Raw genomic sequence first — 16419 nt, 5'->3', positions numbered from 1 at the left:
TTCAGTACCTCGGGAGGATGGTGGAGAGCACCAGCAGCGTCTGTCCGGCCTCGTCGCTCACCAGCGCGTCCACGCGCCGGAAATTCGGATTGGGCGTCGGCCGCACCTTCATCATCCCGCCGTAGCGGCGGCCCAGCTGCTCGCAGGCAAAGTCCGTGTCGCCCACGCCGGGAAACTGGCGCGCCAGCCGCAGTTCGGTGAGCTGGTTCTCGGCGCACCACTGCGCGGCGCTGACGTCGGCCAGGCGCTGTGCGTTGCTGCCCAGTGCGCCGGCCGCCTTCATGCCCGCGCCCAGCGCGATGGCCACGATGGCCAGCGCCACCAGCACCTCGATGAGCGTGAAGCCCGCCGCGGCGCGCTTCATGGCTTGCCGCTCTCCACCATGGCGAACGGTCCCAGCCCGTCGGTGGCCAGCACCAGGCTGCGCTGCTGCAGCCGCAGCACGATGCGCTGCGCGCCGATGAGCGGCTCAGGGCCCAGGCGCAGCGCACGCGCACCCACGATCTCGGCGCTGGTGCGCTCATCCAGCCAGCGCGTGGGCATCTTCACCGCCGGCGGCAGGCCCACGAAGCGAAAGGCGTCGCCATCGGTGCTGCCCTGCGAGGCCAGCTCGAAGCGCACCGGCAACCCGGCGGCGCGGGCCTGGGCGCGGGCCGATTCCAGCAGCGCGGACAGCCGCGAGGCTTCCTGGTCCAGCGTCTTGGCGTCGGCGTCGCGCAGCGCCAGGCTGCTGACGCCGGCGGCGATGGCGATGATCGCAATCACCACCATCAGCTCGATGATCGTGAAGCCGCGCTGCCGGTTCATGAGGGCGGGCGGGGAAACGGTGGAGGGGCGGTGTGTGCCGCCGGGGCGGCTTACTGCCAGGAGCCGATGTCGGCGTTGTTGCCCTCGCCGCCGGGCTGGCCGTCGGCGCCGAAGCTGAAGACATCGACCTCGCCCTTCACGCCCGGATTGACGTACTGGTAGGGGCGTCCCCAGGGGTCATTGGGCAGCTTCTCCAGGTAGGAGCGCCAGTTGGGCGGCACGGTGCCGGTGGTGGGCTTGGTCACCAGGGCTTCCAGGCCCTGGGAGGCTTCGGGGTAGCGCAGGTTGTCCAGCTTGTAGAGCTTGAGCGCCTGCATCAGGTTGTTGACGTCGGTGCGCGCGGCGGTGACGCGGGCGTCGTCGGCGCGGTTGAGGACATTGGGCACGATCAGCGCAGCGAGCACGCCGATGATGACCAGCACCACCATCAGCTCGATGAGCGTGAAGCCGCGCTGGCGGCGCGGAACGGACGAAGAAACGGGCATGGCGGGCACACGAGTCAAAAGCGGCCATGATAATCGGCGCATGCAAGCCCGCCTGGTCGCCTTCGTTCTCTGGGCCGCAGTGGCCGCCACCGTCGTGTTCTGGGCCCTGCGGCTGGGAGCGCGCGCTCCGGCCGTGCCGGCGCAGGCGGTGGCGGTGTCTACCGCCGCGGGCGCGCGCGGTGATCTGGGCCGGCTGTTGGGCCAGCGTGCGCCGGCGACTGAAGAGGCGCCGGCGGTGTCACCGGACGCGGGCCGCTTCCAGCTCGTGGGTGTGGTGGCGCCGCGCAGCGGTGGCGACACCCAGGGCTTGGCGCTGATCGCCGTGGACGGCAAGCCTGCGCGTACCTACCGCGTCGGCGCGGCCGTGGATGACCGTTACGTGCTGCAGTCGGTGCGTACGCGCGGTGCGGCGCTGGGGCCACGCGGCGGTGACGCCCAGATTCAATTGGACTTGCCCCCACCCCCTGCGGCCAGCACCGGCGTGCTGCCGCCGGCAGGCAGTGAGGAGGCCGCCACTGCGCCGGCGGCCCGCACGCCAATGCCCATGGGCGGTACGGCAACGCCGCGCAATCTGCCGCCCGGACAGGCGGCGCAGCCCATGCCTCAAGGCATGCCGCCTCAAGGCGTACCGCGGCAGCCTATCCCGCCGCAGGACATGCCGATGCCGCAGCAAGAGGTGGAGCCGCCGCCCATGGCCGAGCCCGCGCAGGAGCCCAACGGCTGAGGCTCGCGGCGCATCCGGACCGTTTAGGCTCGGGTGGCGCCGGCTCCGCGCTAGCGCACAGAGGAGGCGGCCCTCAGCGCAGGAACAGCCGGTACACCGGGTTGTCGGTTTCGTCCACGTAGGGATAGTCCAGCGCATCGAGGAAGCGCCGCAGCGCCGGGCGATCACCGCGGGGCACCTGGATGCCGACCAGGATGCGGCCGTAGTCGGCGCCCTGGTTGCGGTAATGGAAGAGGCTGATGTTCCAGTCCGGTTGCATGGCCTCCAGGAACCGCATCAATGCCCCGGGCCGTTCGGGAAAGGTGAAGCGGAACAGCCGTTCGTCGCGCGCGAGTTCGGAGCGCCCGCCCACCATGTGGCGCACATGCTGCTTGGCCAGCTCGTCGTCGGTGAGGTCCACGGTGGCGAAGCCATGGCGCTCGAAGCTGCGTGCGAGCTTCTCCGCCTCCTCGCGCTTGTTGATGGCGATGCCCACGAACACATGCGCCAGCTGCTGGTCGGAGATGCGGTAGTTGAACTCGGTAACCTGGCGCGGATGCGCCGGCGTGCCGATGAGTTCGCAGAAGCGCCGGAACGAGCCCCGCTCCTCGGGAATCGTCACGGCGAACAGTGCCTCGCGATGCTCCCCCACCTCCGCGCGCTCGGCCACAAAGCGCAGGCGGTCGAAGTTCATGTTGGCGCCGCATGTGATGGCGGCGAAGGTGCAGCCCTTGAGCTTGTGCTGCTCGACGTATTTCTTGATGGCCGCCACGCCCATGGCGCCGGAAGGCTCGACGATGCTGCGCGTGTCCTGGAACACGTCCTTGATGGCGGCGCAGACCTCGTCGTTGTCCACCACCACGAAGTCGTCGACCAGCTCCCGTGTCAGGCGAAAGGTTTCCTCGCCCACGAGCTTGACGGCGGTGCCATCGGCAAAGAGCCCCACGTCGCTGAGCTGCACGCGCTTCTTCGCCCGCACCGAGCGCACCATGGCGTCGGAATCGGTGGTCTGGACACCAATGACCTTGATCTCCGGGCGCACCGCCTTGATGTAGGCCGCCACGCCGCTGATGAGACCGCCGCCGCCGATGGCCACGAACACGGCGTCCAGCGGCCCCTGGTGCTGACGCAGGAGCTCCATGGCGATGGTGCCCTGGCCGGCGATCACATCCGGGTCGTCGAAGGGGTGGACGAAGGTCAGACCTCGTTCCTTTTCCAGCACGCTGGCGTGCAATGCGGCATCGGAGTAGCTGTCGCCATGCAGGACCACCTCGCCGCCCAACTGCTGAACGGCTTCCACCTTGACGCGCGGAGTGGTCACGGGCATCACGATCACTGCCTTGCAGCCCAGCCGCTTTGCCCCCAGCGCCACGCCCTGCGCGTGGTTGCCTGCAGAGGCACAGATGACGCCGCGCGCCAGTTGCTCGGGCGAAAGGTGCGCCATCTTGTTGTAGGCGCCGCGCAGCTTGAAGCTGAACACCGGTTGCTGATCCTCACGCTTGAGCAAAACCTGGTTACCCAGGCGCCGCGAGAGGCTGCGTGCGGAATCGAGCGGGGACTCCACCGCCACGTCGTAGACCTTGGCGGTCAGGATCTTCTTCAGGTAATCCGGCGCGGGGGCCGCGGCCTTGTGGCGCTGTACAGGGGGTCGGCGGCCGACCATGGGCGAAACTCCTCAGGATGTAACGACAACAGGGCGCCGGATCATAAGCGCCGCCACTTGGCGGTCCTGAGCAGGTGCCTGCGGAGCTCGACTGAAGCACAGCCCTTTCCATGGCGCGCCAACCTTGCGTACCCAGCCAGACTGGGCTGCAGGACGGCCAAAAAAAAGCCCAGGGTGTTTGCCCTGGGCTTGAATCCACCAATGGAGGAGGTGGAGGAGACAACCTGCGTCTGCCAACTTCGGGTATCTCCCGATGCAGACAACGCCTTCAGTGTATCTGGATTTCTGGTGCGCTGCAATATCTCCATCCGCAAAAACCCTCGTCTCACACGCAAGCGCTGGGCACGCTGCATTGCAGAATGCACGCTTTCAGCCTGGATGCCCCCGCTGCGGGGCTTGTGATGATGGAATGCACGATCAACTGGGTACCCGCCAGCGGCATGGCTTTCGTGGCCGAAACGGGTAGCGGTCACCTGCTGACCATGGATGGTGCCCCCGAGGGCGGCGGCCGCAACTTGGCGCCGCGTCCGATGGAGACCCTGTTGGCGGGGGCCGGCGCTTGCACTGCGTACGACGTGGTACTAATCCTGAAGCGCGGGCGCCACGAAGTCAGTGGTTGTCAGCTGAAGGTGACGTCCGAGCGCGCAGCCACCGATCCCAAAGTCTTCACCAAGATCCACCTGCACTTCATTGTCAGTGGCCGCAAGTTGCCTGTAGCGGCGGTGGAGCGCGCCATCGCGCTGTCGCACGAAAAATACTGTTCGGCGACCATCATGCTGGGCCGCACGGCCGACGTGACAACGGGCTACGAAATCGTCGAACTCTGAAACTCAAGAGTTACCGGAGCGAGCCTGGTGGGCCACCGAAGAGGGCGCTTGGACTCCATGCAAGCTGAGCCAAAGTGCCTCGCTGAAGTGAGACGTTTTGCCTCAGGCAATTTATTCAGGCTTAGATGTAGTGCGCCGTGGTCGTCATGACTTTGGCCGCAACACGCATGAGCCCGCGTACCGGGGCAGGCAGTTCCATGCCGCCGGCCGCCAGCGCGGTGTCGGCATGGCGCGCCTCGTCTTCCTTCATCTGCTTAACGATGGCGCGCGAGGCAACATCGCCGTCAGGCAGCCGCTGCAGGTGGCTGGCCAGGTGCTGCTCCACCTGACGCTCGGTTTCCACTACGAAGCCTAGGCTGACCCGGTCGCCCAGCCGACCCGCCAGCAACCCGATGCCGAAGGCCCCTGCGTACCACAGTGGATTGAGAAGGCTGGGCCGCGAACTCAACTCGTCCAGCCGCTGTTGGGTCCATGCCAAGTGGTCGATTTCCTCGCGTGCCGCCTGGGCCATCTGTTCACGCAGAGCTGGCGAGCGCGCCGTGAGTGCCTGTGCCTGGTACAGCGCCTGCGCGCATACCTCACCTACATGATTCACACGCATGAGCGCTCCGGCCTGGCGCCGCTCCTCGTCACTCAAGGGCTGAGCTTGCGCGGCGGCTGCACCGTCTGTGACCGGGGCGGACTGCGCCGCGTGCACGCTACTGGTAACGGTACGAAGAGCACGGTCAAGCGAGGTCAGCCAGAGATCGAGAGGACTGAGCGAGCGGGACATGAGGCATGTGACGGGCGGTGGGCCTGGAAGTATGGCACCGCTGCGACCGGGACAGTCGCGTTGTGTCCAGACAACAGGATTGGCCGCTTTTTGGCCGCTTTCCTTGGCAACCCGAAAGTCCCTCTGGTGCAATAGCGTCAGCTTCCGCTGAGGAGGTGGGCCTGATCAGCACTCAAGCGCTTCGTCTTTTGGAGCGCCGTATCGGGACCTCTTGTCAACAACCCTGGAGATACTGCAAATGAAGAAATCTCTGATCGCCCTGGCCACGCTGGGTGCGTTCGCCGGTGCTGCTTCGGCCCAGTCGTCGGTCACGCTGTACGGTCTGGTGGACCTGAGCGTCCAGCATGTCAAGTCGGGCGAAGACTCTCCCTTCGCAGGCGCGAAGACCACCCGTCTGAGCGACGGCACCGCTTACGGCCCGGGTTCGCGTTGGGGCCTGCGCGTGTCGGAAGACCTGGGTTCCGGCCTGAAGGCCAACGTGGTGCTGGAGTCGGGCTTCGGTGCTGATGACGGCCGTTCGCAGCAAAGCAGCCGCCTGTTCGGCCGTCAGGCCTTCGTGTCGCTGGCTTCCACCACGCTGGGTGAAGTGCGCCTGGGCCGTCAGTACACCCTGCACGACGAGACGCTGTCCGTCGGCAACCCGTTCGGCAACACCACGGTGCTGAACCCGGGCACGTACTTCAACATCGGCGGCGCCTCGCTGGCGAACCCGACCGGCGCCGCTTCCGTGCCGCTGTTCATCGACAACGTGCGCGTCGACAACGCCGTCCAGTACATCTCGCCGAGCTTCGCGGGCTTCCGCGTGCAGGGCATGGTGGCTGCTGGCGAAGGCACGGCTGACCGCTATCAAGGCCTGAAGGGCGTCTACGCCAACGGCCCGCTGAACGTGGCGCTGTCGTACGAATTTGGCAAGCGCTTCACTGACGACGAAAACGTCAACAAGCTGCTGACCCTCAGCGCGAACTACGACTTTGGCGTGGTCAAGGTGTTTGCCGGTGCCCAGCGGCTCAAGGATCCGAGCTTCTCGGCCGGCAACACGCTGGGTCTGGGCAGCATTGGCGGCGCGACCGATATCGACAAGCTGACCTCCTACACGGTGGGCGCCTCGGTGCCCTTCGGTGCCGTCACCGTCGGCGCCAACTACTCTCGTGCCAAGTACGACATCATCGGCGGCGGCGACGAGACGATCGGCAAGTTCGGCGTGGTTGGCCAGTACTCGCTGTCCAAGCTGACGACGGTGTACGCGGGCTACGCCCAAGCCACCGGCGACGCCAAGAACGACGTCAACGAGAAGCGCGTCTTCCAAGTCGGCCTGCGCAAGGCCTTCTGATCTTCAGAATCAGAAATTGCGGGTTGGCCCGTCCGGCCTTTGCTTTCAAGGCGCCCTCTGGGGCGCCTTTTTTGTTGCATGGTTGTCCGTGCAACACGGGCGCAAGAAAGCCGCCGGGCCTCTGCAGGCGCGGCGGCTGCTTTGCGTCCGAAGATCGTGGGCTCAGCCGATGAGCCGCTCGCCCGCGAACAGGTCCTCGATCTTCTCGCGCTCGCGGATGCACCAGGCGCTGCGGCCCTCGACCATCACCTCCGCTGCGCGCGGCCGGGTGTTGTAGTTGCTCGCCATGCTCATGCCGTAGGCGCCGGCTGACAGGATGGCCAGCACGTCGCCCTCGCGCACCGCCAGCACGCGCTCACGCCCCAGCCAGTCGCCGGACTCGCACACCGGGCCTACCACGTCCCAGGTCTCCACCGGCACGTCAGCCCGCTCGGCGCAGGGGACGATGGCCATGTAGGCCTCGTACATCGCCGGGCGCATGAGGTCGTTCATGGCGGCATCGACGATGCAGAAATGCTTGCCTTCGACTTCCGAGGGCTTGAGGTACTGCACCTCGGTCAGCAGCACGCCGGCGTTGCCCACCAGCGAACGCCCGGGCTCCAGCAGGATCTCGCGATGGCCATGGCCCCGCGCGTCGATGCGTTCCAGCAGCGCCGCGACCAGCGCATCGGGCGCGGGCGGGGCTTCGTCGGTGTAGGTGATGCCCAGACCGCCGCCCAGGTCCAGGTGATGCAGCCGGATGCCTTGCGCCTCCACCGCTTCGACCAGGTCCAGCACGCGCTCCAGCGCGTCCAGGTAGGGATCGATCTCCGTGATCTGCGAGCCGATGTGGCAATCGATGCCCACCACCTCGATGCCCGGCAGCGACGCCGCGTGCCGGTACACGTCCAGCGCGCGCTGGTGGCTGATGCCGAACTTGTTGCCCTTGAGCCCGGTGGAGATGTAGGGGTGCGTCTTGGCATCCACGTCCGGGTTGACGCGCAGGCTCACCGGCGCGCGCCGGTCCAGGGCACGGGCCACCTGCGAGAGCTTGTCGAGTTCCGCCTCGCTCTCGACGTTGAAGCAGCGCACGCCCGCCTGCAGGGCCTGGCCCATCTCGGCCGGCGTCTTGCCCACGCCGGAGAACACGACCTTGGCAGGGTCGCCGCCGGCGGCCAGCACGCGCTGGAGCTCGCCGCCGGAGACGATGTCGAAGCCGCAGCCGGCCTGCGCGAAGAGCTGCAGCACCGCCAGGCTCGAATTGGCCTTCATGGCGTAGCACAGCAGGTGCGCACGGCCGGCCAGGGCGCTCTCATAGGCCGACAGCGCGGCGCGCATGGCGCTGCGCGAGTAGACGTACAGCGGCGTGCCATGCTCGCGCGCCAGCTCGTCCAGCGCACAGTCCTCGAAATACAGCCGTCCGTCGGCGCGGCGCTGCAGGAAGGGTGATCCGGGCAGGGTGCTCATTGGGCGGCTCCCGAAGGGGTGGCGGGGGCGGAAGCCGCCGGCGTGGCGGCCGGTGCTGCCGCAGGCTTGTTCTCGGGCAGCCGCAGCGGCCCCTTCTGGCCGCAGGCCGCGAAGCTGGCCAATGCACCCATGGCCAGCAGCAGCTTGGCCGCAGAGCGGCTACGGCGCGCCGCTACACTCGTTCGGGACTTCGTATTCATCTCGAAATTTTACCGACCCCCATGAGCGATACCCCCGCGGACCGGCTTTCCGACGCCGACTACCACCGCCTCAGCCATGCCGTACTGGCCAGCGTGGAGGCGCAGATCGACCGCTGGCTGCAGGACGACGTGATTGACGTCGACACCGCGCGCACCGGCGGCCTGCTGGAGCTGTCGTTTCCCAATGGCAGCAAGATCGTGCTCAACACCCAGCCGCCGCTGCAGGAGCTGTGGCTGGCCGCGCGCAGCGGCGGCTACCACTTCAAGCATGTGAACGGCCGCTGGATCGAGCGCGAGGGCCGCGACTTCTTCGACGTGCTGTCCGACTCCGCCAGCAGCCAGGGCGGCAAGCCGCTGCGCTTCCAGCCCTGAGCCCGCGCTGAAAACGGCGACGCCGGCAAGCGCGCCGGCGTCGTGTGCGTGGAGCCGAGCGGGCCGGCTCAGCGCCTGAACAGGTCCAGGATGCTGTTGCGCTCCTCCTCCGCAGGCGTGGGTGCCGCGCCCGGGCTCTGGCCCTGGCTTGGCGCCCCATCGCCCAGGCCCACGCCGCGCACGCCTTCGCCGTGGGCGTATTCCTCGTAGTACCACTCGCCGCCCAGATTGACCACGCCCGGCGGCGGCTCCATCTCCTGCACCGGCACGCTGCGCAGCGCCCGGCCCATGAACTCAATCCACACCGGCAGCGCCAGCCCGCCGCCGGTTTCACGGTCGCCCAACTTGCGCGGCTGGTCGTAACCAATCCACACCACCGCCACCAGCGAGGGCTGGAAGCCGGCGAACCAGGCGTCCATCGCGTCGTTGGTGGTGCCGGTCTTGCCGTAGAGGTCCGGGCGCTTGAGCGTGGCCTGCGCCTTGGCGGCGGTACCCGAGCGCGTGATCTCCTGCAGCAGGCTGTCCATCACGAAGGCGTTGCGCGCACTGATGACGCGGTTGTCCTCCGCGAGCGCCTGGGGCGGGCTGTCGTGCAGCACGCGGCCGTCGGCGTCGGTGATGCGGCGGATCAGCACCGGATTGAGCAGATGGCCGCCGTTGGCGAACACGCCGTAGGCGCTGGCCATTTCCATGGGCGTCACCGAGCCCGCGCCCAGTGCCATCGTCAGGTAGGCCGGATGGCGCTCGGCCTCGAAGCCGAAGCGCGTGACCCACTGCTGCGCCGTGTGCGTGCCCACATGCTGCAGCACGCGGATGGACACCATGTTCTTGGACTTGGCCAGCGCGCGGCGCAGCGTCATCGGACCGTCGAAGGTGCCGTCGTAGTTCTTGGGCTCCCAGGGCTGCGAGCCGGTCGTGCCGGCGTCAAAGAACAGTGGCGCGTCATTGACCACGGTGGCGGGCGTGAAGCCCTTTTCCAGCGCCGCGGAGTAGATGAAGGGCTTGAAGCTGGAGCCCGGCTGGCGCCAGGCCTGGGTGACGTGATTGAACTTGTTCTTGCGCCAGTCGAAGCCGCCGACCAGGGCGCGCACGGAGCCGTCGCGCGGGTCCAGCGCCACGAAGGCGCCTTCGACCTCGGGCAGCTGCGTCAGCGTCCAGTTGTCCCTGGCCCCCTTGATGGCGCGCACCACCGCGCCGCGGCGGATCTGCTTCTGCGCCGCGGCCTTGTCCGACAGCCCCGAGGCCACGGGCTTGAGCCCGTCGCCGGTGACGGTGATGGACTCACCCGACTGCAGCACCGCCACCACCTTGCGCGGCGAGGCTTCCAGCACCACCGCGGCGCGCAGGTCGTCGTTGTCCGGGTGCTCGTTGAGGGCCTCGGCAATGCGCAGGTCCAGCTCCTTGGGGTCCGCGGGCAGGTTCACGTAGGCCTCGGGGCCGCGGTAGACCTGGCGGCGCTCATAGTCCAGCAGGCCGCGGCGCAGCGCCTGGTAGGCCGCGCGCTGGTCATCGGCATGCAGCGTGAGCTGCACGTTGAAGCCGCGCGTGTAGGCCTCCTCGCCGTAGCGGCTGAACATGAGCTGGCGCGCGGTCTCGGCCACGTACTCGGCGTGCACGGCCACGTCCTGCGGCGTGCGGTAGTGCAGCTGCTCACGCTTGGCCTCCTCGTACTGCGCCTGCGTGATGAAGCCGCCGTCGAGCATGCGCTCGATGATGTACTGCTGCCGGATGGTGGCGCGGCGCGGGTTGGCGATGGGGTTGTAGGCCGAGGGCGCCTTGGGCAGGCCGGCCAGCATCGCCGCCTCGGCCACGCTGACCTTGTCCAGCGTCTTGCCGAAGTAGGTCTCGGACGCGGCGGCGAAGCCGTAGGCGCGCTGTCCGAGGTAGATCTGGTTCATGTACAGCTCCAGGATGCGTTCCTTGCTGAGCTGCCGCTCGATCTTGAGCGCGAGCAGGATCTCGTAGAGCTTGCGCGTGAAGGTCTTCTCGCTGGAGAGATAGAAGTTGCGCGCCACCTGCATGGTGATGGTGGAGGCGCCCTGGCTCTTGGCCTCGCCGAAGTTGGCCAGGCCGGCGCGGAGCACGCCCAGGTAGTCCACGCCGCCATGCTGGTAGAAGCGCGCATCCTCGATGGCCAGCACCGCGTCCTGCATCACCTTCGGCGTCTGCGCGATGGGCATGAAGCGCCGCCGCTCCTCGCCGAACTCGCCCAGCAGCACGCCGTCGGCCGAGTACACGCGCATGGGCAGCTTGGGGCGGTAGTCGGTGAGCCCGTCGAGATTGGGCAGCTGCGGGTAGGCCACCGCCAGCGCGATGACCGCCAGCACCGCCAGCGACAACGCCAGCGCCGTGCACGCGCCCAGCACCAGCATCAGCGGACGCAGCAACCAGCGCGACAAGGGACTGCGGTGGGCGGGGGAGGAATCGGAGGAGGGCGGACGCCCGGGTTCGTTCATGAGGCGGGCTCGGCCAGGCAAGGGACGTCAATTATAGAAAGCGGCCCTTTGGGCACTTGGCGGCGCGCTGCAATCCCCGGCCCGCTGGGTGTGCGCGGCTTGCGGCTGTCAGCCGGTCTTTCCCTTAGTGCTGCAGCGCACAAACCGGCTTAGCATGAAGTTACTTATGGATACATTGCAACTGCCGTGAAGTCCGAAGTCCAGGCCTGGCTGCATCGGTGGCGCGGCAAAGCCGCGTGTCCGCCCCTGCTTGGCCTGGATCTAGGCGACACCAGCGTGCGCCTTGTCGAGCTGGGCGGCACCCCGCAGCAGCCGGTGTTGGAGCATCTGGCGCACGAGACGCTGGACAAGGGCTGGATGAACGATGGCCAGATCGAGGCCTTCGACGCCGTGGCCGAAGCCGTGCGGCGCGCGGTGCAGCACAGCGGCACGCGCACGCGCCGGGTGGCGCTGGCGTTGCCGGCTTCCAGCGTCGTCACGCAGCGCTTGCGGTTGCCGGCCGGGCTGCCGGAGCGGGCGCTGGAGCTGCAGGTGGCCGCCGAGGCGCAACAGCACCTGCCATTCGCCGCGGACGAGGCTTGCCTGGACTTCTGCGTGCTCGGCCCCGCGGCGGCTGCCGGCGAAGTCGAGGTGCTGGTGGCTGCCGCACGCCAGGACCGGGTGCAGGACCGCCAGGGCCTGGCCGAGGCCGCCGGGCTTGAAGCCGTGGTGCTGGACATGGCCTCTCATGCCGCGCACCGTGCCCTGGCGCGCATCGCGGCCGTCTGGGCGGCTGAGGACCAAGCCGCGGTGCTCCAGGCGGCACCGGGCAGCTCCGGGCAGGACGGGCCGGGTGGCGCGATGCCGCTGGCCCTGTTCGAGATCGGCGCCTTCTCCACCACGCTCAAGCTGCTGCGCGGCGAGGAACTGCTCCACGAGCGCGACCTGCCCGTGGGCGGCGCGCAGCTCACGCGGCTCATCGCCCGGCAGTGTGGGCTGGGTTTCGAGGAGGCCGAGCGGCTGAAGCGGGCCGGCACCTTGCCCGAGGCCATCACGCCGGAACTGCAAGCCGGCTTCGTGGACGGCCTGGCGCAGGAGCTGGCGCGCGCACTGCAGATCGGCTTCACCAGCAGCCCGTGCCACCACGTGCGCGGCGTGGTGCTGGCTGGCGCCACCGCGGCCTTGCCCGGGCTGCAGGTGCGCGTGGGGCAGCTCACCGGTTTCGAAACGCGCCTGGCCAATCCCTTCGAGGCCATGAGCTTCGGGCCGGCGGTGCCTGCAGCCCGTGCGTTGCGCGAGGCGCCGGGCTGTCTCAAGGCTTGCGGCTTGGCGCTGCGCCGCTTCCTGCCGTGATGCTGCTCAACCTGCTGCCCCACCGCGAGCTCCGGCGCCGCCGGCAGCGTCAGGCGTTCCGGCGCGCCATCGCCGCGGCAGCGGGGCTGGGACTGTTCATGGCGGCTCTGGGCTACGCCCTGCAGCAGCAGCGTTTGGCGGGGCAGCAGCGGCGCAACGAGCTGCTGTCGGCCGAGGTGGCCCGGCTCGATGCCCAGCTGCGCGAAGTGAGACAGGTGCAGGCCGGCATGGCCGCGCTGCAGCGGCGCGAGCAGGCGCTGCAGGCCCTGCAACTCGAACGCCGTCGCCCCGCGCAGCTGTTCGAGGCCTTGGCGCAACACCTGCCGGCCGGCGTGCAGCTGACGGCGCTGCGCCAGGCGGGCGACGTGGTGGCGCTGCAAGGCGTGGCGCTGGGCAGCGCCGAGGTGGCGACCCTGCTGCAGCGGCTGGCGCAGGCAGCCCCGGTGCTGCAGCAACCGGCGCTGGTGGAGCTGCAAGCCACGGCTCCCATGCCCGGCCGTGAGCCGGGCGGGCGCTTCGACTTCACGCTGGAGCTGCGGCTGCAGCGCGCGCAGGCGGATGCGCCGGCCGGCCCGGCCGCGTCCGCGCCGGCCTCGCATCCGCCTGCCGTACCCGTCTCCTGACCCCGTCCGCCATGACACGCCAGTCCCTGTCCGGCATGCCCGTCGCCCTGGCCTGGGCCCGGGCGCCCTTCCGCGGCCTCGATCTCAGGGAGCCCGGCCTCTGGCCGCCGCTGCCCCGTTGGAGCTTGTGCGCCTTGGTGGCCTTGGGCGTGGGATGGCCGGCGTGGCTGGGGCTGAACGCGAGCGCCGAAGCCGACCTGGAGGCCGCGCGTGGGCGTGAGCCCGTGTTGCGCCAGCAAATCCTGCACAAGCTGGCCCAGGCTCAGGCGCTTGCGCCGCTGCAGCGCCGGCGGCAGGAGCTGGAAACGCGTGTGGTGGCGCTGGAAGAGCAGCTGCTGCTGGCCGGAGCGCCCGAGGAGCTGCTACCGGCGCTGCACCGGGCGGCCCGGCAGCGGGGGCTGCAGGTGGAGCTGATCCGCCCCGAGCCGGCGCAGGCGCGCGCGCAAGGCCTGGAGCGCAGCATCGGGCTGCGCCTGTCGGGCCGCTACCACGACCTGGGCGCCTTCGCCGCCGACGTGGCCGCGCTGGAGCCGGCCGTGACCCTGCACGAGCTGCGGCTCACGGGCCGTGCCGGCGGCGCCGCGCTGGTCCTCGACGCCACGGCGCGCACGCATCGCCGCGCCGAGCCCGGAGCCGGCGCCGCGTCGAGCCCGCCGGCCCCGGCCGCCTCCTCGGGAGCCCATCCATGATCCGGCGCGCCCGCATCGCGGTCCTTGCGGCCGGCGTGGCAGGGCTGGCCGGCTGTGGTGCCGAGCCGCGGGATCTGCGCGACTGGATCGCCGAGCAGCAGCAGGCCGCTCCGCTGCCCGCCGTGCCGCCGCTGGCGCCGCCGCCCGTCTTCGAGCCGTTGCGCTACCAGGGCGACTCGGCGCCGGACCCGTTCGATCCAGGCCGTCTCACGGCCACGGCCGCGCCGTCCGACGCGCTGGCGGCGGAGCTGCAGCGCCCGCGCGAGCCGCTGGAGGCCTTCACGCTGGAGTCGCTGCGCATGGTCGGCAGCCTGGCGCGCGACGGGCATCTTCACGCGCTGGTGCAGGCGCCGGACGCGCTGTACCGCGTGCAGCTGGGCGACCATGTCGGCCCGCATGCCGGCCGCGTCGTCCGCATCGCCGAGAGCGCCCTGACGCTGCGCGAGCTGGTGCGCGACGCCGCGGGCGCCTGGAGCGAGCGCATTGCCACGCTGGAACTGCAGGAGACGGCACGATGACCCGACGGGTGCTTTCCCGGTGCGTCCTGGCGCTGACGCTGGGCGCGGGCCTGCCAGTGGCGGCGCAGGATATGGCGGCCATGACGGCTCCCGCGCCTCGATCCGGCCCCGCCGCCCAGGCGCGCTACAGCGGGGAAAAGCTCTCGCTCAATTTCCAGAACATCGACGTGCGCGCGGTGCTGCAGGTCATCGCCGATTTCACCAAGCTCAACATCGTCACCAGCGACAGTGTCACGGGCAGCGTCACGCTGCGGTTGAAGGACGTGCCCTGGGACCAGGCGCTGGACACCATCCTTCAGGCCAAGGGCCTGGCCATGCGCCGCAGCGGCGACGTGGTGTGGGTGGCGACGCGCGAGGAACTGCTGGCGCGCGAGGCGGCGGAGCTGGAGACGCAGAAGAAGCTGGCCGAGCTGGAGCCGCTGCAGACACGCGCCTTCCAGCTCAATTACGCCAAGTCCGAGGCGGTGGCGCGCGCCCTGGGCGGGCAGGCCCTGGCACCGGCGCCCGCGCCCGGCGGGGCCACGGCCGCGGCGCTGGCGCCGCTGCTGGGCGGCGCGCCGCTGCCGCCGGCCACCCGGATGCTGTCCGAGCGCGGCAGCGTGCTGTTCGAGCCGCGCACCAATCAGCTCTTCGTCACCGACGTGCCGGCGCGGCTGGAGGCGGTGCGCGCGCTGATCGAGCGCATCGACATCCCGGTGCGGCAGGTGCTGATCGAGGCCCGCATCGTGGAGGCCGACGAGCGCTTCGGCCGCGCCCTGGGCGCGCGGCTGGGGCTGTCGGACCTGCGCGGCGCCGCGGGCGACCGCCCCGGCTTCGGCCTGGGCGGCGGCACCTTCCTCGTGCCCGGCGGCAACTACAACGCCGTGGGCGCCGCCACGGGGCAGGGGGCGGCCGCCACCTACAACGACACCCGCTTCGTCAACCTGCCGGCCAACAGCGCCGCGCTGGGCACGGCCGCGCCGGCCGCCACCTTCGCCCTGACGCTGTTCCGCGCCGCGTCCAACCGCTTCCTCAACCTGGAGCTGTCGGCGCTGGAGGCCGACGGCCGCGGGCGCGTGCTCTCCAGCCCGCGCGTGGTCACGGCCGACCAGGTCAAGGCCGAGATCGAGCAGGGCGAGGAGATCCCGTACCAGTCCGGCACCTCCAGCGGCGCCACGCAGGTCGAGTTCAAGAAGGCCAGCCTGCGCCTGGAGGTCACGCCGCAGATCACGCCCGAAGGCAACGTGATCCTGGACGTGCTGGTGAGCAAGGACAGCCGCGGCGCGCTCACGCCCACCGGGCCGGCCATCAACACCAAGCGCGTGCGCACGCAGGTGCTGGTGGAGAACGGCGGCACCGTGGCGCTGGGCGGCATCCTCGCCGAGGAGGAGCGGCACGAGGCCAACAAGGTGCCGGTGCTGGGCGACCTGCCGGGGCTGGGCGCGCTGTTCCGCGACACCGTGCGCGCCCGCAGCAAGACCGAGCTGCTGGTGTTCATCACGCCGCAGGTGGTGGCCGAGCGGGCGCCGGCCCGGTGAGGCCGCGAGCGGGGCGTCAGCGGCGTGGAGGTGGCGGCGCGTCATACTCGCGCCTTTTCGCAGCCCGCCGCGCTTTCCAGCCGCCTCCCGCGCCGTGCCCCTGATCTCCCTCGTCGGCATGCCCGGCGGTGGCAAGTCCACCGTCGGGCGCCAGCTCGCCAGGCAGCTGAGCCTGCCCTTCCACGACTCCGACCACGAGATCGAGGCGCAGATCGGCATGTCGATCCGCTCCTTCTTCGAGCTGCACGGCGAGCCGGCCTTCCGCGACCTGGAAACCCAGCAGATCGACCGGCTCACGCAGGGCGGCGACTGCGTGCTGGCCACCGGCGGCGGCGCGCCGCTGCGCGAGCAGAACCGCCAGCTGCTGCGCGAACGCTCGCACGTGATCTACCTGCGCTCCACGCCCGAGGAGCTGTTTCGCCGTCTGCGCCACGACACCTCGCGCCCGCTGCTGCAGGTGAAGGACCCGCTCAAGCGGCTGCGCGACCTCTTCCGCGAGCGCGACCCCGTCTACCTGCGCACGGCGCATTTCGTCATCGAGACCGGCCGCCCCTCGGTGCCGGCGCTGCTGCAGATGATCCTGATGCAGCTGGAGCTTGCCGGCGTGGTGGATGCCTCGTGCGTGCCTTCGCCCATCGACCCCCAACATGGCCCGGAACCGGGCCCTGCCTAGAATTTC

18 protein-coding genes are annotated in these 16419 nt (G+C 69.8%); 10 read left to right on the top strand and 8 right to left on the bottom strand.

Annotated elements, in window-relative coordinates; all coding sequences use genetic code 11:
* Position 1: 1 nt before the first annotated feature.
* From gspI to gspG, 3 genes are read right to left on the bottom strand one after another with little or no spacing between them, the layout of a single operon-like run.
* On the bottom strand, positions 2–364 hold the full coding sequence (gspI, locus tag HHL10_RS00555; RefSeq protein ID WP_169158395.1) for a type II secretion system minor pseudopilin GspI: 363 nt from the start codon (positions 362–364) through the stop codon (positions 2–4).
* Complete coding sequence (locus HHL10_RS00550; protein WP_169158394.1) at positions 361–807, bottom strand: prepilin-type N-terminal cleavage/methylation domain-containing protein; 447 nt, start codon at positions 805–807, stop codon at positions 361–363. Before HHL10_RS00550 ends, gspI begins: the two co-directional genes overlap by 4 nt.
* Positions 808–857: 50 nt before the next feature.
* Positions 858–1292: a type II secretion system major pseudopilin GspG gene (gene gspG, locus HHL10_RS00545; RefSeq protein ID WP_169158393.1), complete on the bottom strand. Its 435-nt coding sequence runs from the start codon at positions 1290–1292 to the stop codon at positions 858–860.
* Positions 1293–1332: 40 nt separating this feature from the next.
* Here gspG and HHL10_RS00540 point away from each other — a divergent pair, with 40 nt between their 5' ends.
* Positions 1333–2016, top strand: coding sequence for a type II secretion system protein N (locus HHL10_RS00540; RefSeq protein ID WP_169158392.1), 684 nt, complete (start codon positions 1333–1335; stop codon positions 2014–2016).
* Between the two features lie 73 nt (positions 2017–2089).
* Here HHL10_RS00540 and ilvA read toward each other — a convergent pair whose 3' ends face one another.
* Positions 2090–3658: a threonine ammonia-lyase, biosynthetic gene (ilvA, locus tag HHL10_RS00535; protein ID WP_169158391.1), complete on the bottom strand. Its 1569-nt coding sequence runs from the start codon at positions 3656–3658 to the stop codon at positions 2090–2092.
* A gap of 404 nt (positions 3659–4062) precedes the next feature.
* On the opposite strand from ilvA, the gene HHL10_RS00530 reads away from it, so the two are divergent.
* The gene (locus HHL10_RS00530; RefSeq protein WP_169158854.1) at positions 4063–4485 is read left to right on the top strand and encodes an OsmC family protein; all 423 of its coding nucleotides are present in this window, start codon (positions 4063–4065) and stop codon (positions 4483–4485) included.
* Between the two features lie 121 nt (positions 4486–4606).
* Here HHL10_RS00530 and coq7 read toward each other — a convergent pair whose 3' ends face one another.
* Positions 4607–5257, bottom strand: coding sequence for a 2-polyprenyl-3-methyl-6-methoxy-1,4-benzoquinone monooxygenase (gene coq7 / locus HHL10_RS00525; protein WP_169158390.1), 651 nt, complete (start codon positions 5255–5257; stop codon positions 4607–4609).
* Between the two features lie 238 nt (positions 5258–5495).
* Between coq7 and HHL10_RS00520 the strand changes: the two genes are divergently transcribed.
* Positions 5496–6587 (top strand): porin, encoded by a 1092-nt coding sequence (locus HHL10_RS00520; RefSeq protein ID WP_169158389.1) that lies wholly within the window; start codon positions 5496–5498, stop codon positions 6585–6587.
* A 162-nt stretch (positions 6588–6749) separates the two neighbouring features.
* Here HHL10_RS00520 and lysA read toward each other — a convergent pair whose 3' ends face one another.
* Positions 6750–8033 (bottom strand): diaminopimelate decarboxylase, encoded by a 1284-nt coding sequence (gene lysA, locus HHL10_RS00515; protein WP_169158388.1) that lies wholly within the window; start codon positions 8031–8033, stop codon positions 6750–6752.
* The gene (gene lptM, locus HHL10_RS00510; RefSeq protein ID WP_169158387.1) at positions 8030–8233 is read right to left on the bottom strand and encodes an LPS translocon maturation chaperone LptM; all 204 of its coding nucleotides are present in this window, start codon (positions 8231–8233) and stop codon (positions 8030–8032) included. Before lptM ends, lysA begins: the two co-directional genes overlap by 4 nt.
* Positions 8234–8254: 21 nt before the next feature.
* On the opposite strand from lptM, the gene cyaY reads away from it, so the two are divergent.
* The gene (gene cyaY / locus HHL10_RS00505; protein WP_169158386.1) at positions 8255–8605 is read left to right on the top strand and encodes an iron donor protein CyaY; all 351 of its coding nucleotides are present in this window, start codon (positions 8255–8257) and stop codon (positions 8603–8605) included.
* A gap of 68 nt (positions 8606–8673) precedes the next feature.
* On the opposite strand, the gene HHL10_RS00500 is transcribed toward cyaY, so the two are convergent.
* Entirely contained in the window at positions 8674–11061 is a 2388-nt protein-coding gene (locus HHL10_RS00500) for a penicillin-binding protein 1A (RefSeq protein WP_169158385.1), read from the bottom strand.
* A gap of 186 nt (positions 11062–11247) precedes the next feature.
* Here HHL10_RS00500 and pilM point away from each other — a divergent pair, with 186 nt between their 5' ends.
* The 6 genes from pilM (at position 11248) to HHL10_RS00470 (ending at position 16413) form a co-directional block, all read left to right on the top strand.
* Positions 11248–12393: a type IV pilus assembly protein PilM gene (gene pilM / locus HHL10_RS00495; RefSeq protein WP_310734497.1), complete on the top strand. Its 1146-nt coding sequence runs from the start codon at positions 11248–11250 to the stop codon at positions 12391–12393.
* Entirely contained in the window at positions 12393–13016 is a 624-nt protein-coding gene (locus HHL10_RS00490) for a PilN domain-containing protein (RefSeq protein ID WP_169158384.1), read from the top strand. Before pilM ends, HHL10_RS00490 begins: the two co-directional genes overlap by 1 nt.
* Before the next feature lie 11 nt (positions 13017–13027).
* A complete protein-coding gene (locus tag HHL10_RS00485) occupies positions 13028–13705 on the top strand; it encodes a type IV pilus inner membrane component PilO (RefSeq protein ID WP_169158383.1) in 678 nt (225 codons plus the stop codon).
* On the top strand, positions 13702–14223 hold the full coding sequence (locus HHL10_RS00480) for a pilus assembly protein PilP (RefSeq protein WP_169158382.1): 522 nt from the start codon (positions 13702–13704) through the stop codon (positions 14221–14223). The genes HHL10_RS00485 and HHL10_RS00480 overlap by 4 nt, the downstream gene beginning before the upstream one ends.
* Complete coding sequence (locus tag HHL10_RS00475) at positions 14220–15740, top strand: type IV pilus secretin PilQ (RefSeq protein WP_169158381.1); 1521 nt, start codon at positions 14220–14222, stop codon at positions 15738–15740. Before HHL10_RS00480 ends, HHL10_RS00475 begins: the two co-directional genes overlap by 4 nt.
* A 94-nt stretch (positions 15741–15834) precedes the next feature.
* Complete coding sequence (locus HHL10_RS00470; protein WP_310734496.1) at positions 15835–16413, top strand: shikimate kinase; 579 nt, start codon at positions 15835–15837, stop codon at positions 16411–16413.
* The last annotated feature ends 6 nt before the right edge of the window (positions 16414–16419 follow it).

This window comes from Azohydromonas caseinilytica (genome assembly GCF_012927045.1).
GTDB classification, from domain to species: Bacteria; Pseudomonadota; Gammaproteobacteria; order Burkholderiales; family Burkholderiaceae_C; genus Azohydromonas; species Azohydromonas caseinilytica.
This window is presented reverse-complemented; position numbering and strand designations above follow the sequence as displayed.

Excerpts from the sequence above, each read along its gene's own strand:
- HHL10_RS00520 (WP_169158389.1), top strand. The coding sequence starts at position 5,496 with ATGAAGAAATCTCTGATCGCCCTGGCCACGCTGGGTGCGTTCGCCGGT.
- HHL10_RS00540 (WP_169158392.1), top strand. The coding sequence starts at position 1,333 with ATGCAAGCCCGCCTGGTCGCCTTCGTTCTCTGGGCCGCAGTGGCCGCC.
- lysA (WP_169158388.1), bottom strand. The coding sequence starts at position 8,033 with ATGAGCACCCTGCCCGGATCACCCTTCCTGCAGCGCCGCGCCGACGGA.
- HHL10_RS00480 (WP_169158382.1), top strand. The coding sequence starts at position 13,702 with ATGATCCGGCGCGCCCGCATCGCGGTCCTTGCGGCCGGCGTGGCAGGG.
- HHL10_RS00490 (WP_169158384.1), top strand. The coding sequence starts at position 12,393 with ATGCTGCTCAACCTGCTGCCCCACCGCGAGCTCCGGCGCCGCCGGCAG.
- gspI (WP_169158395.1), bottom strand. The coding sequence starts at position 364 with ATGAAGCGCGCCGCGGCGGGCTTCACGCTCATCGAGGTGCTGGTGGCG.
- HHL10_RS00500 (WP_169158385.1), bottom strand. The coding sequence starts at position 11,061 with ATGAACGAACCCGGGCGTCCGCCCTCCTCCGATTCCTCCCCCGCCCAC.
- ilvA (WP_169158391.1), bottom strand. The coding sequence starts at position 3,658 with ATGGTCGGCCGCCGACCCCCTGTACAGCGCCACAAGGCCGCGGCCCCC.
- HHL10_RS00550 (WP_169158394.1), bottom strand. The coding sequence starts at position 807 with ATGAACCGGCAGCGCGGCTTCACGATCATCGAGCTGATGGTGGTGATT.
- HHL10_RS00530 (WP_169158854.1), top strand. The coding sequence starts at position 4,063 with ATGGAATGCACGATCAACTGGGTACCCGCCAGCGGCATGGCTTTCGTG.
- gspG (WP_169158393.1), bottom strand. The coding sequence starts at position 1,292 with ATGCCCGTTTCTTCGTCCGTTCCGCGCCGCCAGCGCGGCTTCACGCTC.
- lptM (WP_169158387.1), bottom strand. The coding sequence starts at position 8,233 with ATGAATACGAAGTCCCGAACGAGTGTAGCGGCGCGCCGTAGCCGCTCT.
- HHL10_RS00475 (WP_169158381.1), top strand. The coding sequence starts at position 14,220 with ATGACCCGACGGGTGCTTTCCCGGTGCGTCCTGGCGCTGACGCTGGGC.
- coq7 (WP_169158390.1), bottom strand. The coding sequence starts at position 5,257 with ATGTCCCGCTCGCTCAGTCCTCTCGATCTCTGGCTGACCTCGCTTGAC.
- cyaY (WP_169158386.1), top strand. The coding sequence starts at position 8,255 with ATGAGCGATACCCCCGCGGACCGGCTTTCCGACGCCGACTACCACCGC.
- HHL10_RS00485 (WP_169158383.1), top strand. The coding sequence starts at position 13,028 with ATGACACGCCAGTCCCTGTCCGGCATGCCCGTCGCCCTGGCCTGGGCC.